This is a genomic window from Chryseobacterium shigense, from assembly GCF_900156575.1.
In the GTDB taxonomy this organism is placed as follows: Bacteria; Bacteroidota; Bacteroidia; order Flavobacteriales; family Weeksellaceae; genus Chryseobacterium; species Chryseobacterium shigense.
In genome coordinates this window covers 624,269-643,072 of sequence record NZ_FTNY01000001.1, presented here as the reverse complement: position 1 = coordinate 643,072, position 18,804 = coordinate 624,269, and the positions used below count along the sequence as shown (strand labels likewise).

The following is an 18,804-nucleotide window of genomic DNA, read 5'->3' as shown; positions in this document are numbered from 1 at the left end:
AAAACTTATTTTGATTATGAACAGAAGAGAACTTTTAAAAAACGGATTGATGGCGGGGGCATTAAGCTTTGTCCCTTTTACAGATGTTTTTGCAGGAAATAAAACAATGATGCCTGATCCGGAAGAAGACCTTTCAGGGTTTAAAAAGATAAAACTTGGAGAACTGGAGCTATTCATTCTCACGGATGGATATATTCACGAGAAAAATGTAGATACATTTTCTCCCCGAGCGGATGTACCTCAATTGAAAGCTATGCTGAGGGGGCATTTCCGACCAGATGACTATATAAACATGGCAATGAACCTGATGCTTGTTAAAACAAAGGATAGACTCGTTTTATTGGATGCCGGAATGGGCATATTTGCTGATGAAAGAACGGGTTTTCTATTAAAAAGCCTTCAAAAGGCAGGGTTTTATCCCAAAGACATCACGGATGTTTTTATTTCCCATGCCCATCCGGATCATATCGGTGGCGTGGTAGATCAACAGAACAATCTGATTTTCCCTAATGCTCATCTCTATATTTCAAAGATTGAACACGACTTCTGGCTGCAGGCTTCTCTTAAAGATTTTAAAAACAGCTTTCTGAAGACCCAACCGGAATTCCTCAACCAGGTGATTCCGCCCATTCAGAATATTTTGAAGACGATTCGCCCGAAGCTCAGGTTTTATGATTTTAAAAATACTTTGTATGATCATTTCGGCTTTCAGCTGGCTCCCGGGCATACACCAGGACTTACCATAATGACGATTTCTTCAGGCGACGAGAAACTCCTTTATATGGCAGATCTCATTCATTCCGATGTCATTCTTTTTCCACATCCTAACTGGGGATTTTCAGGGGATACAGATTTGGATATCGCCACTGAATCCCGCAAAAAACTGTTGTTACAGCTTGCGGAAACTAAAACCAAAGCTTTTGCTTATCATCTTCCATGGCCAGGTTTAGGATTTACCAGAAAAAAAGCAACAGGATTTGAATGGATTCCTGAGAGTTTTATGAATTAATAGACTTCAATTTTCTACGATATCGTTTCTATACTAAATCCTCTCATTTTCCGGGAGGATTTGCTGATTATTGGTGCAAAGAGTTTGCGGAAGATATCTATAATAGTATTCACTTGGAGATCTCCATAGGATGCGTTTAAAACGTATTCATTCGGACACAAAAAAAGCTCCTTAAAAAAGGAGCTTTCATGTATTTATATCAGTCAGAAATTAAATTCCGTCAATGATTTCATTTAATACCGTGCTTGGTCTCATCGCTGCATACGTTTTGTACGTGTCAGTTTTGTAGTAACCATCAATATTCTGAGGCTTACCCTGAGCACTTATTAATTCTGCATTAATTACCTCTTCACTTTCCTGCATGGCGTTTGCAACCGGAGCAAAATGAGAGGCCAGTTCAGCGTCAGCAGTCTGGTTAGCTAAAGCTTCAGCCCAATACATTGCTAAATAGAAGTGAGAACCTCTGTTGTCGATCTGTCCCACTTTTCTTGCCGGTGATTTATCGGTAGCTAAGAACTTAGCATTAGCCTCATCAAGTGCATCCGCTAAAACCTGAGCTTTAGTATTGCCTTGTGTCTGAGCCAAATGCTCTAAAGAAGCCTGAAGCGCTAAGAACTCACCTAAAGAGTCCCATCTCAGATAACCTTCTTCCAGGAACTGTTCAACGTGTTTTGGAGCAGAACCTCCTGCCCCTGTTTCGAATAAACCACCACCGTTCATCAATGGAACGATAGAAAGCATTTTTGCAGAAGTACCTAATTCAAGGATCGGGAAAAGATCTGTTAAATAATCTCTCAATACGTTTCCTGAAACAGAAATTGTATCTTTTCCTTCTCTTGCTCTTTTAAGTGTTTCAGTCATCGCATCCTTTACATCCAGAATTCTGATGTCAAGACCTGCCGTATCGTGATCCTTAAGATATTTTTCTACTTTTTTGATGATTTCTCTGTCGTGTGCTCTTCCTTTATCTAACCAGAAAATCGCAGGAGTATCAGAAAGTCTTGATCTGTTGACCGCTAATTTTACCCAGTCCTGAATCGGAGCATCTTTCGTCTGACACATTCTGAAAATATCCCCTTTTTCCACTTTTTGAGAAAGAAGAACATTTCCTGCTTCATCCTGAACTTCAATAGTTCCTTCTGCTGATGCCTGGAAAGTTTTGTCGTGAGATCCGTATTCTTCAGCTTTTTGAGCCATTAGACCCACATTGGGAACAGAACCCATGGTTGTAGGATCTAATTTTCCGTGCGCTTTCATATCATCAATAACAGACTGATAGAAACCTGCGTAAGAACGGTCCGGGATAATACATACCGTATCCTCTTCCTTACCTTCTTTGTTCCACATTTTACCGCCTCCTCTTACAAGAGCAGCCATTGATGCATCAACGATGATATCAGAAGGAACGTGGAAATTCGTAATTCCTTTGTCAGAATTAACCATAGCCACTCTTGGTCCGTTCGCTAAAGCAGCTTCGATATCAGCTTTAATGTCAGCTTCCTGAGCATTTCCTTTGATTTTATCAAAAAGGTCAGCAAGACCGTTGTTTGGATTAACATCTAGAGATTTGAATGTTTCAGCATATTTGGTGAAAACATCTTTAAAGAAGGTTTCTACGATAGCTCCGAAAATAATAGGATCAGAGATTTTCATCATCGTAGCTTTCAGGTGAGCAGAAAGAAGAACGTTTCTGTTTTGAGCTTCAGCGATCGCTTTCTGTACAAAAGCTCTTAAAGCGTTTAAGTTCATTACAGAAGAATCGATTACTTCTCCGGCCTGAAGACCTGCGAAATCTTTTAGTAAAGTTTCAGCACCGTCAGCTCCTTTAAATGTAATTTTATATTGTGTTGCATTCTCAAGCGTAGTAGAGTTTTCTGTTCCGTAGAAATCTCCGTTGTCCATATGAGCTACATCAGTTTTGCTGTCAGAAGCCCAGTCTCCCATTCTGTGAGGATTTGCTTTGGCATAATTTTTAACCGCTTTTGGAGCACGTCTGTCAGAGTTTCCTTCTCTTAATACAGGATTTACCGCACTTCCTAAAACTTTGGCATATTTAGCTTTGATTGCTTTTTCTTCTTCATTTTTAGGTTCTGCCGGATAATTCGGAACTGCGAAACCTTTAGATTGTAATTCAGCAATAGCAGCATCCAATTGAGGGGCAGAAGCCGAAATGTTTGGTAATTTGATAATGTTTGCATCAGGTTGAGTCGCCAATTGACCTAATTCCGCCAAGGCATCACCGATCTTCTGGTCATCTTTCAAAAACTCAGGGAAGTTGGCTAAGATTCTTCCTGCCAAAGAAATATCAGGAACGGCAATCTCAATGTTTGCTGATTTTGTAAAAGCTTTTACGATCGGTAAAAACGAGTGTGTTGCCAACATTGGAGCCTCATCCGTAAGGGTGTAATAGATTTTTGATTTGTCTGACATTATACTGGTATTTATTATTTGATATTTTAAGAATCACAAATTTACTAAATATGATTGTTTTATGAAGGTATTTTGCATAAAAAAAGAGGCGTATGCCTCTTTAAATTTATATTTGTGTAAGTTCCGGTAGCATCAAAATTGAGGCTGAATTCAACCTTATAGTTTTTGGGTGTGGTAGAAGAAAGGTTGGGAAAGGTAATTGCTGTACCTTCTACATCAAAAGATCCGTCATTCAGGTTATCTCCTAAATCTTCAACCTCTATACTCTCTGAAGCAAGCTGGATATAAAATGAACCTCCGGTACTGGTGGTAACTCCATTGATAATGGCCGTAAATTTTCCTGTAGCATTATTATAGGTGACAGAAGTTACAGGCGTAGTACCCGAAATAGCCGTAAACCTGATTTTAGGAACAAAGTTGAAGAAACCTGCCCTCATTTGTGGACCGTTAGGAGCGATAAGGATCTGGTAGTATCCGTTGGAAGAAACATTATAATTACTTCCGTTGGCAGTAACGAATCCGTTGGAGTCTGACCCGTAAACCTGTGCACCATTCCCCGGTGAAGCTATGAATTTAATCTGGGTATTGGCCTGAAGGTATTTATACCCCACTTTCGTTGTGCCGTTTCCCCGTAGTAATTCAGCGGAGGAAGGAGTAAAGGAGTTGTATGATCCATACGCATATAAGTTGGAAGGTAAAGTATTACCGGATGAACTCGTATTCGTAGGCAGACTTAATATACCGGAGTCGCTTACGTTTAACGTATAATTGGTTCCGTTTGGAGATACCAGAGTAATGCCCTGGCCAGGACCGGTAACGATTGTTTTACTTACCTGGGCATATGGAACACTCATCAGTTGGTTTACCCCGACATTGGTGTAATTGGAACCACCCTGCGGATCCATTTCCACTTTGACGAATTTGGTATTGGTTCCCCAGTTAATTCCTCCAAAACTCCCTGTAGATGAAGTTCCCTGTCCAATATTTAAATTAACCAGGCCTTTAGCGTTAGTCGTTTTGTTATGGGTTTCAGTATACAGGACGTTTCCTGTAGCAGAGTTTTCTAAAATGCTTACTCTTAATGAAATGTTTCCATTGGAAATCGGAGCACCTGAAGCATTGAAAGCAATAGTCTGATAGCTGAAAGCCTGTGGAACCTGTGCACTTAGTAAAGTAGCAAGATATAATCCTACAGCAGTGTAAAGTTTTTTCATGTTTTGAATAGTTTTTAAGGTTTTTTAATGATTTTAATAGGTTGAAGGTCCGGATTTTTAAAAGTGATCATATACACTCCGGAATGAAGACTGCGGAGATCAAGCTTCCCACTGTCCAGTTTCGCTTTTAATACAAGCCTACCCGCAGTGTCGTATACTTCTGCATCCTCAATTTTCGACTTTGAGTTTAAAGTGATATGAACAAAATCAGCGGTAGGGTTGGGGTAGATCCTGACATGGTCTTTCTCAAGTTCTTTGACGCCTAAAACCTTTAAAACAGATTGGTAATACATCCCCATAGTCCCGGAATTGGCCTGGTCAGGATCGGTAGGAATGACATAGATTTCTCCTACAGAATGCGTGAAATTCGTGTCAGAAACTGCACCGGAATTGATATTGCCGACCACAGACTGAGCGAAACCAAAAACAGGCAACCCAAAGAGCAGGAAAGTAATTTTTTTTCGCATAGTTATTATTTTTTTGGATTGCGAATATATATAAAATTTTAATCAGAAAAATCACCGGAGGCAGATAAGTACGTTTATTTCTACTTTAAGAATTATTTAACCTTTCATCCGCTCCAGAAACTTTCTATTTTAAGTAAATTTGAAGAACAAAAAAATAAATTATGTCAAATATTACATTAAAAGGAAACGCTGTCAATACCATAGGAAATTTACCTTCAGTAGGCACTACCGTTAAGGACTTTGCTTTGGTAGATTCAGGATTAAATGTGAAAACGCTTGAGAGTTTTGAAGGAAAGAAAAAAGTATTCAATATTTTCCCAAGTATCGACACCCCTACTTGTGCATCATCAGCAAGAAAATTCAATGAAGAAGCTTCAAACCTGGAAAATACCGTGGTGATCAACGTTTCTAAAGATCTGCCTTTTGCTTTGACAAGATTTTGTGCAGCTGAAGGTTTGAATAACGTAGAAACCCTTTCAGATTTCAGAAGCAGCTTTGGGGATGACTATGAAGTAACCATTACGGATTCTCCTCTAAAAGGACTTTTAAGCCGTGCGGTAATCGTAACTGACGAAAATAATAAAGTGGTGTACACAGAACAGGTTTCTGAAATTGCAGACGAGCCCAATTATAGTGCAGCTATTGAAGCATTAAAATAATGATCAGATAAGATTTTTATAAAAGCCTTGTGAAAATTTTATTTTACAGGGCTTTTTTGGGCTATTATAGAATCTAAATTCACTCCATATGGTAAAAAGAATTGTCGCCAATATAAAAACCGGTGATCTGTCAAAGGCAGACCATTTCTATCATGATATTCTAGGTCTTAACCTACTCATGAATCATGGCTGGATTAAAACTTTCGGAAGCGATGAAGAAGCAAAAGTTCAGGTGAGTTTTGCCTCCCAGGGCGGAAATGATACCCAAGTTCCTTTACTTTCAATAGAAGTGGATAATGTGGATGAGGTCTATGACAAAGTACAACGGTCAGGTTTTGAAATTATTTACAAAATGACCGATGAAGAATGGGGGGTACGCCGATTTTTTGTAAAAGATCCGTTGGGAAACGTGATAAATATACTTTCCCATCAATAATAATTTTGCGATAAGCAGTAAACGAGTTTCTTTACAACATCATTGTCCTATGAAAGCAGAAAAGATCATTCCGGTTCTCAGAATTTTTGATTATAAAAAAGCCATCGAATTTTATATTGATTGGCTGGGTTTTGAAGTCGTATGGGAGCATCATTTTGATGAGAATACCCCTGTTTATATGGAAGTGAAAAAGGAAAATATCATTCTTCATTTAAGTGAACATCACGGGGACGGTTCTCCCGGAAGCAGAGTATTTATCTGGGGACAAGGGATAGCGGCCTATCACAAGGAGCTCATTGATAAAAAATACAAATACAACCGCCCCGGACTTGAAAAAGCCTTCTATGGAGCAGTATCTTTTACCGTAGACGATCCATTTGGAAATAAAATCATATTCAACGAAGAATTTGATGATGAGAAACATAAAGGCCTTCAATTTTATTCAGGGGATCACTAGAGTCTGTTCACAAAAAATGATAAAAGCTTAATTACAAAATGGAGCGCAGACAGATGATTCAGATCATCAAAAAATTCACCAGATAAAACTACCTTTACCCGATGAAACGTTCAGGAATAGCAGATATGCCCTTACACTATGGAAAAGTACCGCCCTGGCTGTATGAGCGTATGTCCGCGCTTGGACTTTCCATTATTGAAGTAATCTTAATGGATTATGGTAAAGATGAAGTATTGAGGAGATTGGCAGATCCTTTCTGGTTTCAGAGTTTTGGAGCCGTCATGGGAATGGATTGGCATTCATCCGGGATCACTACTTCCGTAATGGGAGCTTTGAAACGTTCCATTAATCCTAATTCTCAATCACTCGGCCTTTACATCTGCGGAGGAAAAGGTAAATTCTCCCGAGAAACACCATCAGAACTTCTTCAGATTGCTGATAAAACAGGGCTGAATGGTCATGAACTGGTGAGAGCCAGCAAACTTTCCGCAAAAGTAGATAATACGGCTATTCAGGACGGTTATCAATTGTACCTGCATAATTTTATTTTAGCAGATAACGGAAGCTGGAGCGTGGTACAACAGGGAATGCATGAATCGGATGGGACGGCCAGACGGTATCACTGGCATTCCGGAAATATCAAATCATTTATAGAAGAACCACACACGGGGATCAATGGGGTCTCAAGAGGAAAAATCCTTAACCTTACCGATGCAGAAGCTTCAGGCAACAGAAAAGGAATTCTGGATATTTCACATACCGATTCCATTGATGTGATGAAAGATTTTTCAAGGTTGATTCTTCCTGCGCATCACGATGTTCAGGCTTCGGACGTTGATCTGAAACGTCTGGGTGCCCTTTTATATCTCACTCGTGAACAACAGCCGCAGAATTTCGAAGATCTTTTAATGCTGGAAGGAGTAGGACCAAGAACCATGCAGTCATTAGCGTTGGTAAGCGAAGTGATCCACGGAGCTCCCTCTAGATTTGCTGATCCTGCACGATTTTCCTTTGCCCATGGTGGAAAAGACGGACATCCTTTCCCGGTTCCTACCAAAACCTATGATGAAAGCATCAGTATTCTCAGAAAAGGAATCGAAAAATCAAAACTGGGAAATTCAGATAAGCTGAATACTTTAAATAAACTCCATCAGATTGTCGCAGCCACCGAAAAAGATTTTACCCCGGATTTCGATATCCAGCAGGTCATTGAAGAGGAAAGACAGAATTCATGGCGCTTCGGAGGAAAAACGGTATTCGTAGATGCAGAACCACCCAAAAAACCAAAATCCATTCAACTTTCTTTATTCTGATATAGAAAGATAACGGCTCAATATCTTACCCGTTACATCAATCATGGCTCTTATGATAATTCCTGTTGAATGGTCGATCGCCTCCATCCTTTGATGGGCTGGATAAAAATATGTTTAATTGTTTAGAAATAATAAAAACAGCTGTTAACAATATAGTTAAATGCGGCTTTCTTTGTGTATTCCGTCAATTTGTTTAATTTTTTTTATTTGTGATTCAATTAAAAATCATATTTTTAAAATCTTAAAAACACTGATTCAATGACGAATAAAGCCTTGGAAATCTGTTATGATTTCCCGTTTTTTATGCAGGAAGAGCTTGAAGAAATATTTCAGGCCCACGAAAAAGTCTCATTTCAAAAAGGAGATATCATTCTTGAAGAAGGAAAAACGGCCAATGAATATTATATTCTGGAAAAAGGCCTCGCCCGTTCTTATGTCAACGATTTTAGCGGAAATGAAGTGACCACGCATTTTTTTGCAGATAACGAAATCATTATTGAAGTTTTATCCCTTTTCCAGAGAATCCCTTCCCAGGAAAATATCGTATGCATTACCGACTGTGAATGCTGGAGGTTTGACTTTGAAACATTTCAGGAGCTGTTCCATAAAATTCCCAATCTCAGAGAATGGGGCAGATCATGGATGTCAAAAGAGCTTTTTGCCTATAAACAACGTTCGGTAGAAATGTTTACCCTTTCTGCAACCAGGAGATACCTTAATCTTTTAGAGCAAAAATCACAGGTAGTACAGTTTGCACCGCTCAAGCAGATCGCTTCTTATCTGGGCGTTACCGATACCTCTTTGAGCCGTATTCGCAAAGAAATAGTTTCCCATCCAAAGAAAAATTAAATCTTGTCCTATGGCAAGTTGATTTTCATGGAGGCTGGGTAATTTTGGTTAAAAGTTTAACATCAAATAATTATTATATGAAAATCAATCAGATCTACGTCAACCTTCCCGTAAAAGACGTACAGAAAACAAAAGAATTTTGGACCCAACTTGGTTTTTCGATCAATGAGCAGATGTCGAATGAAAAATCGGTTTGTGTTGTCATGAAAGAAGATCAGATCTACGTTATGTTTCTGACCGAGGAATCTTTTCAGACTTTTTCCGAAAGACCTGTTCCAAAAGGCGATACTACACAGGTTCTTGTTGCCATCAGTCTTGACAGCCGGGCAGAAGTTGACCAGGTAGTGAATACCGCTCTGGAAAATGGAGCTACCCAGCATGAGGAACCTCAGGATTACGGATGGATGTATCATAATTCTTTTTGGGACATTAACGGACATGGCTGGAATGTGATGTTTGCAGATCGTTCTCAAATGCCCGCAGAGTAATTTTAAATACCATTCAGCCTGATAAACAATGAGAATCGGTTAATATTTTCTATTAATCTACTCCGGAAAGACAAAATCATCATATAAACCCCCGGCCATTTTGGAAAGTCACAACAAACCATCTGTGGCTATCCGGATATCCTGTGGGAAAAATTGAAGATTGGCTACATTCTCCGGTTCAATCAATCCACTTGAATCATAGGAAATTAAAATAAAAATATAAAGGTATGGAAACACAATCCAATGCTATAGAAATCGTAAAAATTCAGGTATTCAGTAACTTCAAAGTGATTTCAATGAATATCGACAGCATTGCCCATGAAGAATCTATGATCTTTCCGAATGGAGAAGCCAACTGCATGAACTGGATCTTAGGACATCTTATTTATATCAGAAATGCATTCTTAAATGTTCTGGGAGAAGAATCTGTATGGGACAATGCGAAATTTTCATGCTACAACAGAGGAGCTGTTCCCATTGAAAGAAAAGAGGAACTGATCACTTTTGAAGAACTGAAGTCTTATCTTCAGCAATCTCAGGATCAATTAGAAGCAAAGCTCATCAGCATTGAACGTTTTAATCCGGAAACAATCAATGATATTGCCATTTTATCCTTTCATGAAAATTACCACAGCGGACAATTAGGCTATCTCAGAAGAATTCTCGGAAAACCCGGTGCTGTAAAATAGGTGTAAAAATATCTGGCAGACTATTCAGATAGGACTTTTTAGCCAAAGAAGCAGACTTCATATTCCTTAGAAAGATATCATTTTTAAAACAACTAAAAACTTAAAAAAATGGACACTCCAAAATCAAAAAAACTGGAAATCATACTTCCGGCATACAGAATGCATACCCAAAGTTTTCTTAATGTCCTGGATGGAATCTCCGAAGAAGATGCAGTGAAAAGAATTGAAGGAAAAACCAATCATATCGTTTGGATGGCAGGAAATTTTGTCAATATGCGCTACAGTTTGGGATGGGTTTTAGGCCTTAGAGATGAAGATCCGTACAGCGATCTTTTCTTTCAGGGAAAAGCTCTGGACGAAAACTACAAGTATCCTGATTTGGATGAACTGAAGAAAAATTTTCATGATATTTCTGCAAAAGTATTTCAGAAATTGATGGAAGTCACGGATGAAGAGCTGGATGAGATGTTTGAAATTGGAATGAATATTCCTTTTGTTCGCGAAACCAAACTCAATTTTACCGGAATGTCTATTGGCCGTGAAGATTATCTATGCGGACAGATAGGCCTGATGAGAAGGATTCTTGGCTATCCGGGAATGAAATACGACATGGATGAAAATCTGAAATATTAATATGGAACCGAAAGAAAAAGGCTACCAACAAGTGAATGGAATCCGGATGTATTACGAAGTGTATGGTTCGGGAAAACCTCTCGTACTGATTCATGGCGGCGGCTCCTCGATGCTGTTTGATTTTAAAGAAATAATTTCCAGGCTGGAAGGACAATTTCAATTGATAGGAATTGATCTTCAGAACCATGGAATGACTGATCACCGCGATATTCCTGAAACTTTTGAACAGGATGCCCATGATATTGCAGCCCTTTTAAAAGCACTTCATATCGGAAAAGCTTTTTTCTGGGGATTCAGCAACGGCGGAAATACAGTCATGCAGGTGGCCCGTCTTTATCCCGAAATAACTGAAAAATTAATCATCGCTTCTGCATTTTATAAAAGAAACGGAATGATGGACGGCTTTTTTGAAAGTATGGCAGAAGCCACACTGGAATCCATGCCGGAACCTCTTAAAATTAATTTTCTAAATCTAAATCCGGACTTTTCAAAACTTGAAAATCTTTTCGATAAAGACCGTAAGAGAATGCAGACTTTTAAAGATTGGGATGATGAGGTTCTGAGCTCTATAGATGTTCCTGCATTGCTGATCGGCGGAGACAAAGACGTTATGAAACCGGAACATATCGTAGAAATGTGGAGACTTATTCCGGATTCTCAGCTGATGATTCTGCCAGCAACCCACGGTTCCTACATGATGGCTGATTTTGAAGGAAATACAGATTCCAATATGATCAACCTGACCGTCAGTGAAGTGGTAAAATTTTTAAACCATTAAGATGATGTGAAGATTGTAAGTTGAGTGAAGATGAATCATTTTAACCTTTGAGTTTAATTAATCTCTTTTTGATATTCTAAAAACAGCTTGATTAAATCTTAATCATTTCATTAAAAAAATGTATCCTCTGCTGAGTGAAACGCCCTTGCGCTCTTAAAACAGCAGAGCTGTAAATACTTTTATGTTAGCATTTAAAAACAACAATATAAAAATCATTAATAGTAATTTAAAAAATCAAAAATCATGGCTAAACTAAATCCATACCTCAATTTTGACGGGAAAGCAGAAGAAGCTTTCACCTTTTACAAATCTGTTTTCGGAGGAGAATTTCTTGGTGAAATTCATAAAATGGGTAACGCTCCCGGAACTGAAAATTTATCTGAGGAAGAAAAAAACAGAGTAATGCACGTTGCACTCCCGATCGGCAATGACCTTTTGATGGCTTCCGATATTGTTCCAAGTTTCGGACAGACCCTGAATGTAGGAAATAATAATTATGTTTCCATTTTCCCTGAATCCCGAGATGAAGCAGACCGTCTTTTCAAAGGGCTTTCGGAAGGCGGAAATGTGGAAATGCCCATTGAAGATCAGTTTTGGGGAGACTATTTCGGAAGCTTTCAGGATAAATATGGCGTTCATTGGATGGTGAACTATAATGAAGAATACACAAAATAATCTTATATTTAACTCAATTATAAGGGCAGTTCAAACCCGGACTGCCTTTTTACTTCAACATTAAAAAGCAGAATTATGGATCCTATTAAGATAGATATTACAATTTTATCCCCTGTAGAAAAGGTTTGGAATTATTTTAATGACCCGAAACATATTACGAAATGGAATTTTGCGCATGAAACCTGGGAATGTCCCAGTGCCGAAAATGATTTGAGAGTAGGAGGGAAATTAAAAGTCAGAATGGAAGCAAAAGATAAAAGTTTCGGTTTTGATTTTGAAGCAATTTATGATGAAATTATTCCCAATGCCCATATTAAATATCATTTGGAAGACGGACGTAAAGTAGAAATTATCTTTGACAAGATCGATGATCATACTACAAAAGTGACCGAGATTTTCGATCCCGAAAAACAAAATTCTGTGGAAATGCAGAGAGAAGGCTGGTATGCTATTCTCAATAATTTTCACAAGTACGTTGAAAATCACTAAAATACCCATCGGAAGCCATGATCAATCTCTTAATAATGGCAAAGTGTTTAAGCTCCATTGGTGCTGTTCATATGGTGAATAGCAATGATTTCCTCTATGGCATTATTGCACTACCGGCGAGAAGGTCGTTGGAAAAAGAAAAAATAGATTCTCTTGAGAAACTGTCGGACTATTCCGAACAAGAGATCATGCAGCTTCATGGTTTCGGGAAGAATGCCATGGAAAAACTGAAAAGTCATATGAAGGAACATCACGTTTCGTTCAAAAACTCATAATTTTAATGACCCGATACTTTTTGTTACTGCGGATTTCATTGGCCTGCAGTATGCATAAAACGATATATTTCAACCCCCAAATTTAATTGTATGAATAACGATATTTTCCCATGTCTCTGGTTTGATGAAGAATCTAAAGAGGCCGCAGAATTTTATAGTCAGGTGTTTAACGGAAAAATCACGACAGATACTCCTGTAGTCATGAATATTGAACTGTTCGGACAAAAACTGATGTTGCTGAACGGAGGTCCTCATTTTAAAAAGAACGCATCGGTTTCCCTGATGGTGATCTGTGAAACAGAAGATGAGGTGCAGAAATATTGGGATCAACTGATCGATGGGGGAACAGCCCTCATGGCTCTGGATTCCTATTTCTGGAGTAAAAAGTATGGTTGGGTACAGGACAAATACGGCGTTAACTGGCAGTTGTTTCTGGGAGAAAAGCCGGAATCGCAGAAAATCATTCCTACCTTGATGTTTATCCATCAGAACAATGGAAAAGCAATGGAAGCCATGGAGTTTTATACCCAAACTTTTCCCAATTCAAGCATCGGAAACATTCTTAAATATGGAGATGGCGCAGGAGAACAGCCCCTATCAGAGCCTGCTGAAAATATACAGCACGGTCATTTTATCATTGACGGCTATAGCTTTTTCTGTATGGATAACTCCTATGATCATCCATTCGATTTTAATGAAGGCGTTTCTATTGTGGTGATGACCGATGATCAGCGACAGACCGATCACTTTTGGAATACCCTTATTTCAGGTGGCGGAAGAGAAAGCATGTGTGGCTGGCTAAAAGACAGATATGGACTGAGCTGGCAGATTGTTCCCAAAAGGCTGATCCAGTTAATGAACGATTCAGATCAGTCAAGGGCTCAGAAAGTAGTCCAGGCAATGATGAAAATGCAGAAAATAGTAATAGAGGATCTGGAAGAAGCTTATAATTCTTAAGGTCAATGGGCTGAAAGGGGAAGAATAAATTCAGCTTTCAGCCCTTTTTCTTTTTTATGTTTCAGTTTTCGGCTTGCTGTTTGATGGAGCTTAGGGAAAAGATTGGCTGATGACCTCCAGAAAAGGTTACAATCCAAATTAAAAGGTGAATTAGATATTATAAGTTATAAATTATGAGTTATGAGTTATGAGTTATGAGTTATTAGTTATGGGTTATGGGTTATGGGTTATGAGTGAAAATAATTATTAGTGGTACTTTTCACATCTATCTATTAGTCTATCATCTATCATCTTTTATCTAAAATCAAACATCTAAATAAAAAAAACAATGCAAAAAATATTTTTTGAGATCCAAATCGATGCAGCGCCGGAAAAAGTTTGGGAAGTCCTTTGGAGCGATATGACCTATAGACAGTGGACCACTGCATTTACAGAAGGTTCCTTTTATCAGGGGACTTTTGAAGAGGGAAGTACGATGAAGTTTTTTGATCCCAATAATAACGGAATGTACAGTCGTGTAGAAAAGAATAAAGCCCATGAAGAAATGAAATTCCTGCATCTTGGAGAGATTTATAATGGTGTGGAAACAGAGCAGGACTGGGGCGAAGCTACAGAAGCCTATATTTTAGAAGAAACGGAAACGGGGACAATTTTAAAAATAGAAATTCAGACCCCTGAAGAATTTAAAGAGTTTTTTAAAGAGAAATTCCCGACAGCCTTGGGCATTGTTAAAAATCTTTCTGAAAATCAATTGTAAAAGACCAACCACAAAATTTTAAAATATGGAAACCTTATCTTACGAAATTGTCATCAACGCCTCATTGCAAAGAGTCTGGGACGTTCTTTGGAATCCTGAAACCTATACCGAGTGGACTCAGTTTTTCGGTCCCGGAAGTGTCATGAAATCCGACTGGAAAGTGGGAGGAAAAACCTACTTCCTGAATGCTGAAGGAGAAGGAATGGTGTCTACTATTGACAGTATAGATGAGCCTAGCCAGATTATTTTTAAACATCTGGGAATGGTAGATAAAGATGGTCATGAAGATATACACAGCAAAGAAGTGATCGACTGGAGTGGTTCGTTTGAAAAATATATTCTTATCGATCTGAATGGAAAAACCAAACTTCATACTGAGGTACAGGTTGAAAAGGAATGGAGAGAACATCTGAATACGGGATTTACGAAAGGATTGGAAGTGGTGAAAACTCTTGCCGAAACCCAATAATCCGTACCTTGCTTAATAAAAACCCACCTTATGGGTTTCAACATCCTGTAAGGTTTTTTTGTCATATCGTGCACATATGCCTTATTCTTTTAATCCTTTATAATAAACAACCATATGAAATTATTATCCATCCTTTTCGGAACATTTATTCTTGCTTTGCTGGGAACCTTTATATTTCAGGGAAAACCTGATTTTTTATTTTCAGGGAATCTGGGAATGGCCGTCTTCATAGTATTTACGGGGTTTTCGCACTTTAAATTTCAGAAAGGAATGGCAATGATGATTCCCGACGTTGTTCCCGGTAAAATGTTTTGGGTCTATGCTACGGGAGTTCTTGAAATAGCTGCCGGAATAGGTCTGATGATCCCTTCAATACGTGAACTGACCGCGATACTCCTGATTATTTTTTATATTCTGGTTTTTATTGCGAACATCAATTCTTCAAAGAAAAAGATCAATATTTTCAAAGCAGATTATACAGGTCCGGGAATGCAGTATCTCTATCGTGAAAGAATCCCCATGCAGATTATTCTGATAGCGTGGACTTTATATTTTGGAATATATTTAGCCTGAGTTCTTAGGAGAATCTTGTTTCTGTACTAAACTAATAAAGCTTAAAGCCTGAAGAAATATAGGGTAACACCAGAAATTACTGATCTGATACTACCTATAGTAATCTTCCGGCTTTGTTAATTTTAATCTATATTATAATTTTTTTTATAAATGTTTTATAATGGATGTAACATTTTGATTGTAAGGATGTCCTATTAAGAGAAGACTTACCTGGTAAGCAAACCCCTAAACATCAAATCACATGAGTTATGAATCTTAATACTAAAATTTTTGGTACGGCTCAAATCGTACTATCAGCCATTATGATCAATGCACAGACTTCAACGGCGAAACTGCCGGGCGACCCTACGCTTCCTTCTTCCAAAGAAACTCTGGATAAATTAATTTCCTATGATAAAGGAAATTTCAAGTACAAGGTAGAAGATTATTTTGCCAGACCGAATGCTTCTCAGTTTAAAATTTCTCCTGACGGGCAGTATCTTTCCTATAAAGAAAAAGATAAAGACAAAAAGAATCACGTCTATGTAAAAGAACTGAAAACAGGGAAAATTACAAAAGCTATTGTAGAAAAAGATGACCTTATCGGAAATTACGGATGGCTGGATAAAAAAAGATTGTTCTACACGCAGGATAAAGGAGGTAATGAAAATACCCACATGTATGCTGTAGATATTGACGGACAAAATCTTAAGGACCTGACTCCTTTTGATGGGGTAACCTTAAATTACGCTGATATCGTTAAGGATACAGAATTTGTTATCGTTGCCCTGAACAAAAACAATAAACAGATTTTCGAGCCTTATAAAATCAATTTCAATACGGGGGGAATGACCCAGCTTTTTGAAAATAAAGACGTTAATAACCCTATTGACGGCTATATTTTTGACAAGAAAGGAAATATGAGAGGATATACCGTTCTGGAAAATGGATTGACTACAAAAACGTATTACAAAGATCTGGATACCGGTAAATTTAACCTGATCAAATCAACTGACTGGAAAAATACCTTCAGCATCATAGGATTAAATGGCCATTCCAAAAATAGAGACGAAGCGTATGTAGTTACCAATTTAGACAGTGATAAAGAGAGAATCGTGCTGTATGACCTGAAGAAAAATGCCATTATAAAAGAAGTATATTCCAATCCTGTATATGATGTCAGTTCTATAAGTACTGCCCGTAAAAACAGAAACTATGAGCTGGATTATATAAGCTACAACGGCATTAAAAGTGAGATCATTCCGGTAAGTACATTCTACAAAGACGTTCACGATCAATTAAAGTCCGAATTCAAAGACAAAGAATTTTCTGTTGTTTCCTCAGATGACAATGAAAACAAACTTTTAGTGGTCGTGGGAAGCGATACATTGTACGGAACGTATTATGAATATGACACAAAATCTAAACAGATAAAACTTCTCTACAATCTGATGCCCCAGCTTAAAGAAGAAGATATGGCTGAAATGAAGCCTATTGAATTCAAAAGCAGAGATGGCCTTACGATCCGTGGATATATTACGATGCCTAAAGATGCGGTGAATGGGAAGAAAGTTCCGTTAATTGTCAATCCTCACGGGGGTCCACAGGGAATCAGGGACAATTGGGGATTCAATCCTGAAGATCAGCTTTTTGCCAGCAGAGGATATGCGACACTGCATGTGAATTTCAGAATTTCCGGTGGTTATGGCAAAGAATTTCAGCAGTCAGGCTACAAACAGATAGGACGTAAAGCCATGGATGACGTGGAAGATGGAGTAAAATATGTGATAGAACAAGGCTGGATTGATCAGAATAAAATTGCCATCTACGGAGGAAGCCACGGTGGGTACGCAACTTTGATGGGACTTATTAAAACTCCGGATTTATATGCTTGTGGCGTTGATTATGTAGGAGTTTCCAATATCTTCACTTTCTTTGAATCTTTCCCGGAATACTGGAAACCTTACAAAGAAATGGTCAAAGAAATATGGTATAACCTGGACGATCCCAAAGAAGCTCAAATTGCAAAAGAAGTATCTCCGGTATTCCATATTGACAAGATCAGGAAGCCGTTATTTGTAGTTCAGGGCGCTAATGATCCACGAGTGAATATCAATGAATCAGATCAGATTGTAAAAGCCATGCGTGCTAAAGGAGTTGAGGTTCCGTACCTGGTAAAATACGATGAAGGCCACGGATTCAGAAAAGAGCCGAGCAGAATAGAACTGTATCAATATATGATGGGATTCTTTGCGGAAAATTTCAACAAAAAATAATATCAATTTTTATAATTCATAGGAACGGGGAGTGGAATGCTTTCCGTTTTTTTTGTGATAGAGTGAAGAATCAAGATGCTAGACTTCAAATTTCAGACATCAGATTAAGTTTGAGGCTTAGGTTGAGTGAGATTAAGGCAAGATCATTTTTGCCTGTGAATAGTCAAAAATCATATCTATCAACTCGCAACCCGGATCTTATTTTCATAGTCCGGTTTGCATTTCCCACCTTCAAACTCTCAAATCCTCAAACTCGCACCGCGAAACCCGCTCTACAAAAGAAAATTCTAACAGTCGATAATTTTTTTTAAATTTATTAAAGTAAAACCAAAAGGCAGATCGTCATAGCAATATGGAGGTTGTCGAAGAAATAACAATGCCACAGGAGGAGAAAGCAAGCATCATCTCACAAACCGTTTCAAAGTACGGAGGAAAGCTAATGTCTTATATTCGTCCGAAAGTGAAAAACACCGAAGATGCGGAAGATATTCTGCAGGAGGTCTGGTATCAGTTCAGCAGTATTACCAATCTTTCTGAGATTGTAAACGTTGGCGGATGGTTATATAGAGTAACGGCCAATAAAATCACAGACAAGTATCGTAAGAAAAAAACCGAGAATCTTGAAGATTTCGTGTATGAAGATGAAGACGGAAGTTTTTCTATTAAGGATATCTTATTGCTGGATGACAGTGCAGGTCCGGAAGTGAAAATGTTTCAGGATGAAATTTGGAAAAAATTATTTGAAGCACTGGATGAACTTCCCGAAAAACAAAGACTCGTTTACGTTGAAAATGAATTAAACGACAAAACACTTCAAGAAATAGCCAATGAACAGGGCGAAAATATAAAGACCATTATCAGTAGAAAAAATTATGCTGTGAAGCATTTGAGAAACAGACTGAGAAGATTATACGAAGATTTAAATAGTTAGT

At 38.2% G+C, this 18,804-nt stretch carries 22 protein-coding genes; 19 read left to right on the top strand and 3 right to left on the bottom strand.

Annotation, left to right across the window (positions count from 1 at the left end):
* Nucleotides 1–16: 16 nt before the first annotated feature.
* Complete coding sequence (locus BW964_RS02985; RefSeq protein ID WP_076504561.1) at nt 17–1,009, top strand: MBL fold metallo-hydrolase; 993 nt, start codon at nt 17–19, stop codon at nt 1,007–1,009.
* 210 nt (nt 1,010–1,219) lie between these two features.
* Here the strand turns inward: BW964_RS02985 and BW964_RS02980 are convergent, their stop codons facing one another.
* From BW964_RS02980 to BW964_RS02970, 3 genes are read right to left on the bottom strand one after another with little or no spacing between them, the layout of a single operon-like run.
* Entirely contained in the window at nt 1,220–3,439 is a 2,220-nt protein-coding gene (locus tag BW964_RS02980) for an NADP-dependent isocitrate dehydrogenase (RefSeq protein WP_076504560.1), read from the bottom strand.
* A 59-nt stretch (nt 3,440–3,498) separates the two neighbouring features.
* Nucleotides 3,499–4,653 (bottom strand): cadherin repeat domain-containing protein, encoded by a 1,155-nt coding sequence (locus BW964_RS02975; protein ID WP_076504558.1) that lies wholly within the window; start codon nt 4,651–4,653, stop codon nt 3,499–3,501.
* Nucleotides 4,654–4,667: 14 nt separating this feature from the next.
* Nucleotides 4,668–5,120 (bottom strand): T9SS type A sorting domain-containing protein, encoded by a 453-nt coding sequence (locus tag BW964_RS02970; RefSeq protein ID WP_076504557.1) that lies wholly within the window; start codon nt 5,118–5,120, stop codon nt 4,668–4,670.
* Between the two features lie 161 nt (nt 5,121–5,281).
* Here BW964_RS02970 and tpx point away from each other — a divergent pair, with 161 nt between their 5' ends.
* The 18 genes from tpx to BW964_RS02880 all read left to right on the top strand — a co-directional run bounded on the left by tpx (nt 5,282) and on the right by BW964_RS02880 (nt 18,803).
* On the top strand, nt 5,282–5,779 hold the full coding sequence (tpx, locus tag BW964_RS02965; RefSeq protein WP_076504555.1) for a thiol peroxidase: 498 nt from the start codon (nt 5,282–5,284) through the stop codon (nt 5,777–5,779).
* Nucleotides 5,780–5,867: 88 nt separating this feature from the next.
* Nucleotides 5,868–6,215: a VOC family protein gene (locus BW964_RS02960; protein WP_076504554.1), complete on the top strand. Its 348-nt coding sequence runs from the start codon at nt 5,868–5,870 to the stop codon at nt 6,213–6,215.
* Nucleotides 6,216–6,264: 49 nt separating this feature from the next.
* Nucleotides 6,265–6,672 carry a glyoxalase superfamily protein gene (locus BW964_RS02955; RefSeq protein WP_076504552.1) on the top strand — a complete coding sequence of 136 codons (408 nt, stop codon included), beginning with the start codon at nt 6,265–6,267 and terminating at the stop codon, nt 6,670–6,672.
* A 101-nt stretch (nt 6,673–6,773) separates the two neighbouring features.
* Nucleotides 6,774–7,985 (top strand): DUF763 domain-containing protein, encoded by a 1,212-nt coding sequence (locus tag BW964_RS02950; RefSeq protein WP_076504550.1) that lies wholly within the window; start codon nt 6,774–6,776, stop codon nt 7,983–7,985.
* A gap of 258 nt (nt 7,986–8,243) precedes the next feature.
* Complete coding sequence (locus tag BW964_RS02945; protein ID WP_076504548.1) at nt 8,244–8,834, top strand: Crp/Fnr family transcriptional regulator; 591 nt, start codon at nt 8,244–8,246, stop codon at nt 8,832–8,834.
* Between the two features lie 77 nt (nt 8,835–8,911).
* Nucleotides 8,912–9,322, top strand: a complete 411-nt coding sequence (locus tag BW964_RS02940) for a VOC family protein (RefSeq protein ID WP_076504546.1) — start codon at nt 8,912–8,914, stop codon at nt 9,320–9,322.
* Nucleotides 9,323–9,549: 227 nt separating this feature from the next.
* Nucleotides 9,550–10,011 (top strand): hypothetical protein, encoded by a 462-nt coding sequence (locus BW964_RS02935; RefSeq protein ID WP_076504545.1) that lies wholly within the window; start codon nt 9,550–9,552, stop codon nt 10,009–10,011.
* Between the two features lie 108 nt (nt 10,012–10,119).
* Nucleotides 10,120–10,644, top strand: a complete 525-nt coding sequence (locus BW964_RS02930; protein ID WP_076504543.1) for a hypothetical protein — start codon at nt 10,120–10,122, stop codon at nt 10,642–10,644.
* 1 nt (nt 10,645) lies between these two features.
* Nucleotides 10,646–11,422, top strand: coding sequence for an alpha/beta fold hydrolase (locus tag BW964_RS02925; protein ID WP_076504541.1), 777 nt, complete (start codon nt 10,646–10,648; stop codon nt 11,420–11,422).
* 243 nt (nt 11,423–11,665) lie between these two features.
* Complete coding sequence (locus tag BW964_RS02920) at nt 11,666–12,097, top strand: VOC family protein (protein WP_076504539.1); 432 nt, start codon at nt 11,666–11,668, stop codon at nt 12,095–12,097.
* A 75-nt stretch (nt 12,098–12,172) separates the two neighbouring features.
* Nucleotides 12,173–12,586, top strand: a complete 414-nt coding sequence (locus BW964_RS02915; protein WP_076504537.1) for an SRPBCC family protein — start codon at nt 12,173–12,175, stop codon at nt 12,584–12,586.
* 35 nt (nt 12,587–12,621) lie between these two features.
* Nucleotides 12,622–12,861 carry a helix-hairpin-helix domain-containing protein gene (locus BW964_RS02910; protein WP_228432020.1) on the top strand — a complete coding sequence of 80 codons (240 nt, stop codon included), beginning with the start codon at nt 12,622–12,624 and terminating at the stop codon, nt 12,859–12,861.
* 90 nt (nt 12,862–12,951) lie between these two features.
* Nucleotides 12,952–13,818, top strand: coding sequence for a VOC family protein (locus BW964_RS02905; protein ID WP_076504535.1), 867 nt, complete (start codon nt 12,952–12,954; stop codon nt 13,816–13,818).
* A gap of 328 nt (nt 13,819–14,146) precedes the next feature.
* Nucleotides 14,147–14,575, top strand: coding sequence for an SRPBCC family protein (locus tag BW964_RS02900; protein WP_076504533.1), 429 nt, complete (start codon nt 14,147–14,149; stop codon nt 14,573–14,575).
* Between the two features lie 25 nt (nt 14,576–14,600).
* A complete protein-coding gene (locus tag BW964_RS02895; RefSeq protein WP_076504531.1) occupies nt 14,601–15,044 on the top strand; it encodes an SRPBCC family protein in 444 nt (147 codons plus the stop codon).
* A 114-nt stretch (nt 15,045–15,158) separates the two neighbouring features.
* Nucleotides 15,159–15,617 (top strand): DoxX family protein, encoded by a 459-nt coding sequence (locus BW964_RS02890; RefSeq protein ID WP_076504529.1) that lies wholly within the window; start codon nt 15,159–15,161, stop codon nt 15,615–15,617.
* 248 nt (nt 15,618–15,865) lie between these two features.
* Nucleotides 15,866–17,872 carry a S9 family peptidase gene (locus BW964_RS02885; protein ID WP_076504527.1) on the top strand — a complete coding sequence of 669 codons (2,007 nt, stop codon included), beginning with the start codon at nt 15,866–15,868 and terminating at the stop codon, nt 17,870–17,872.
* 352 nt (nt 17,873–18,224) lie between these two features.
* Nucleotides 18,225–18,803, top strand: coding sequence for an RNA polymerase sigma factor (locus tag BW964_RS02880; protein ID WP_076504525.1), 579 nt, complete (start codon nt 18,225–18,227; stop codon nt 18,801–18,803).
* Nucleotide 18,804: the final 1 nt, after the last annotated feature.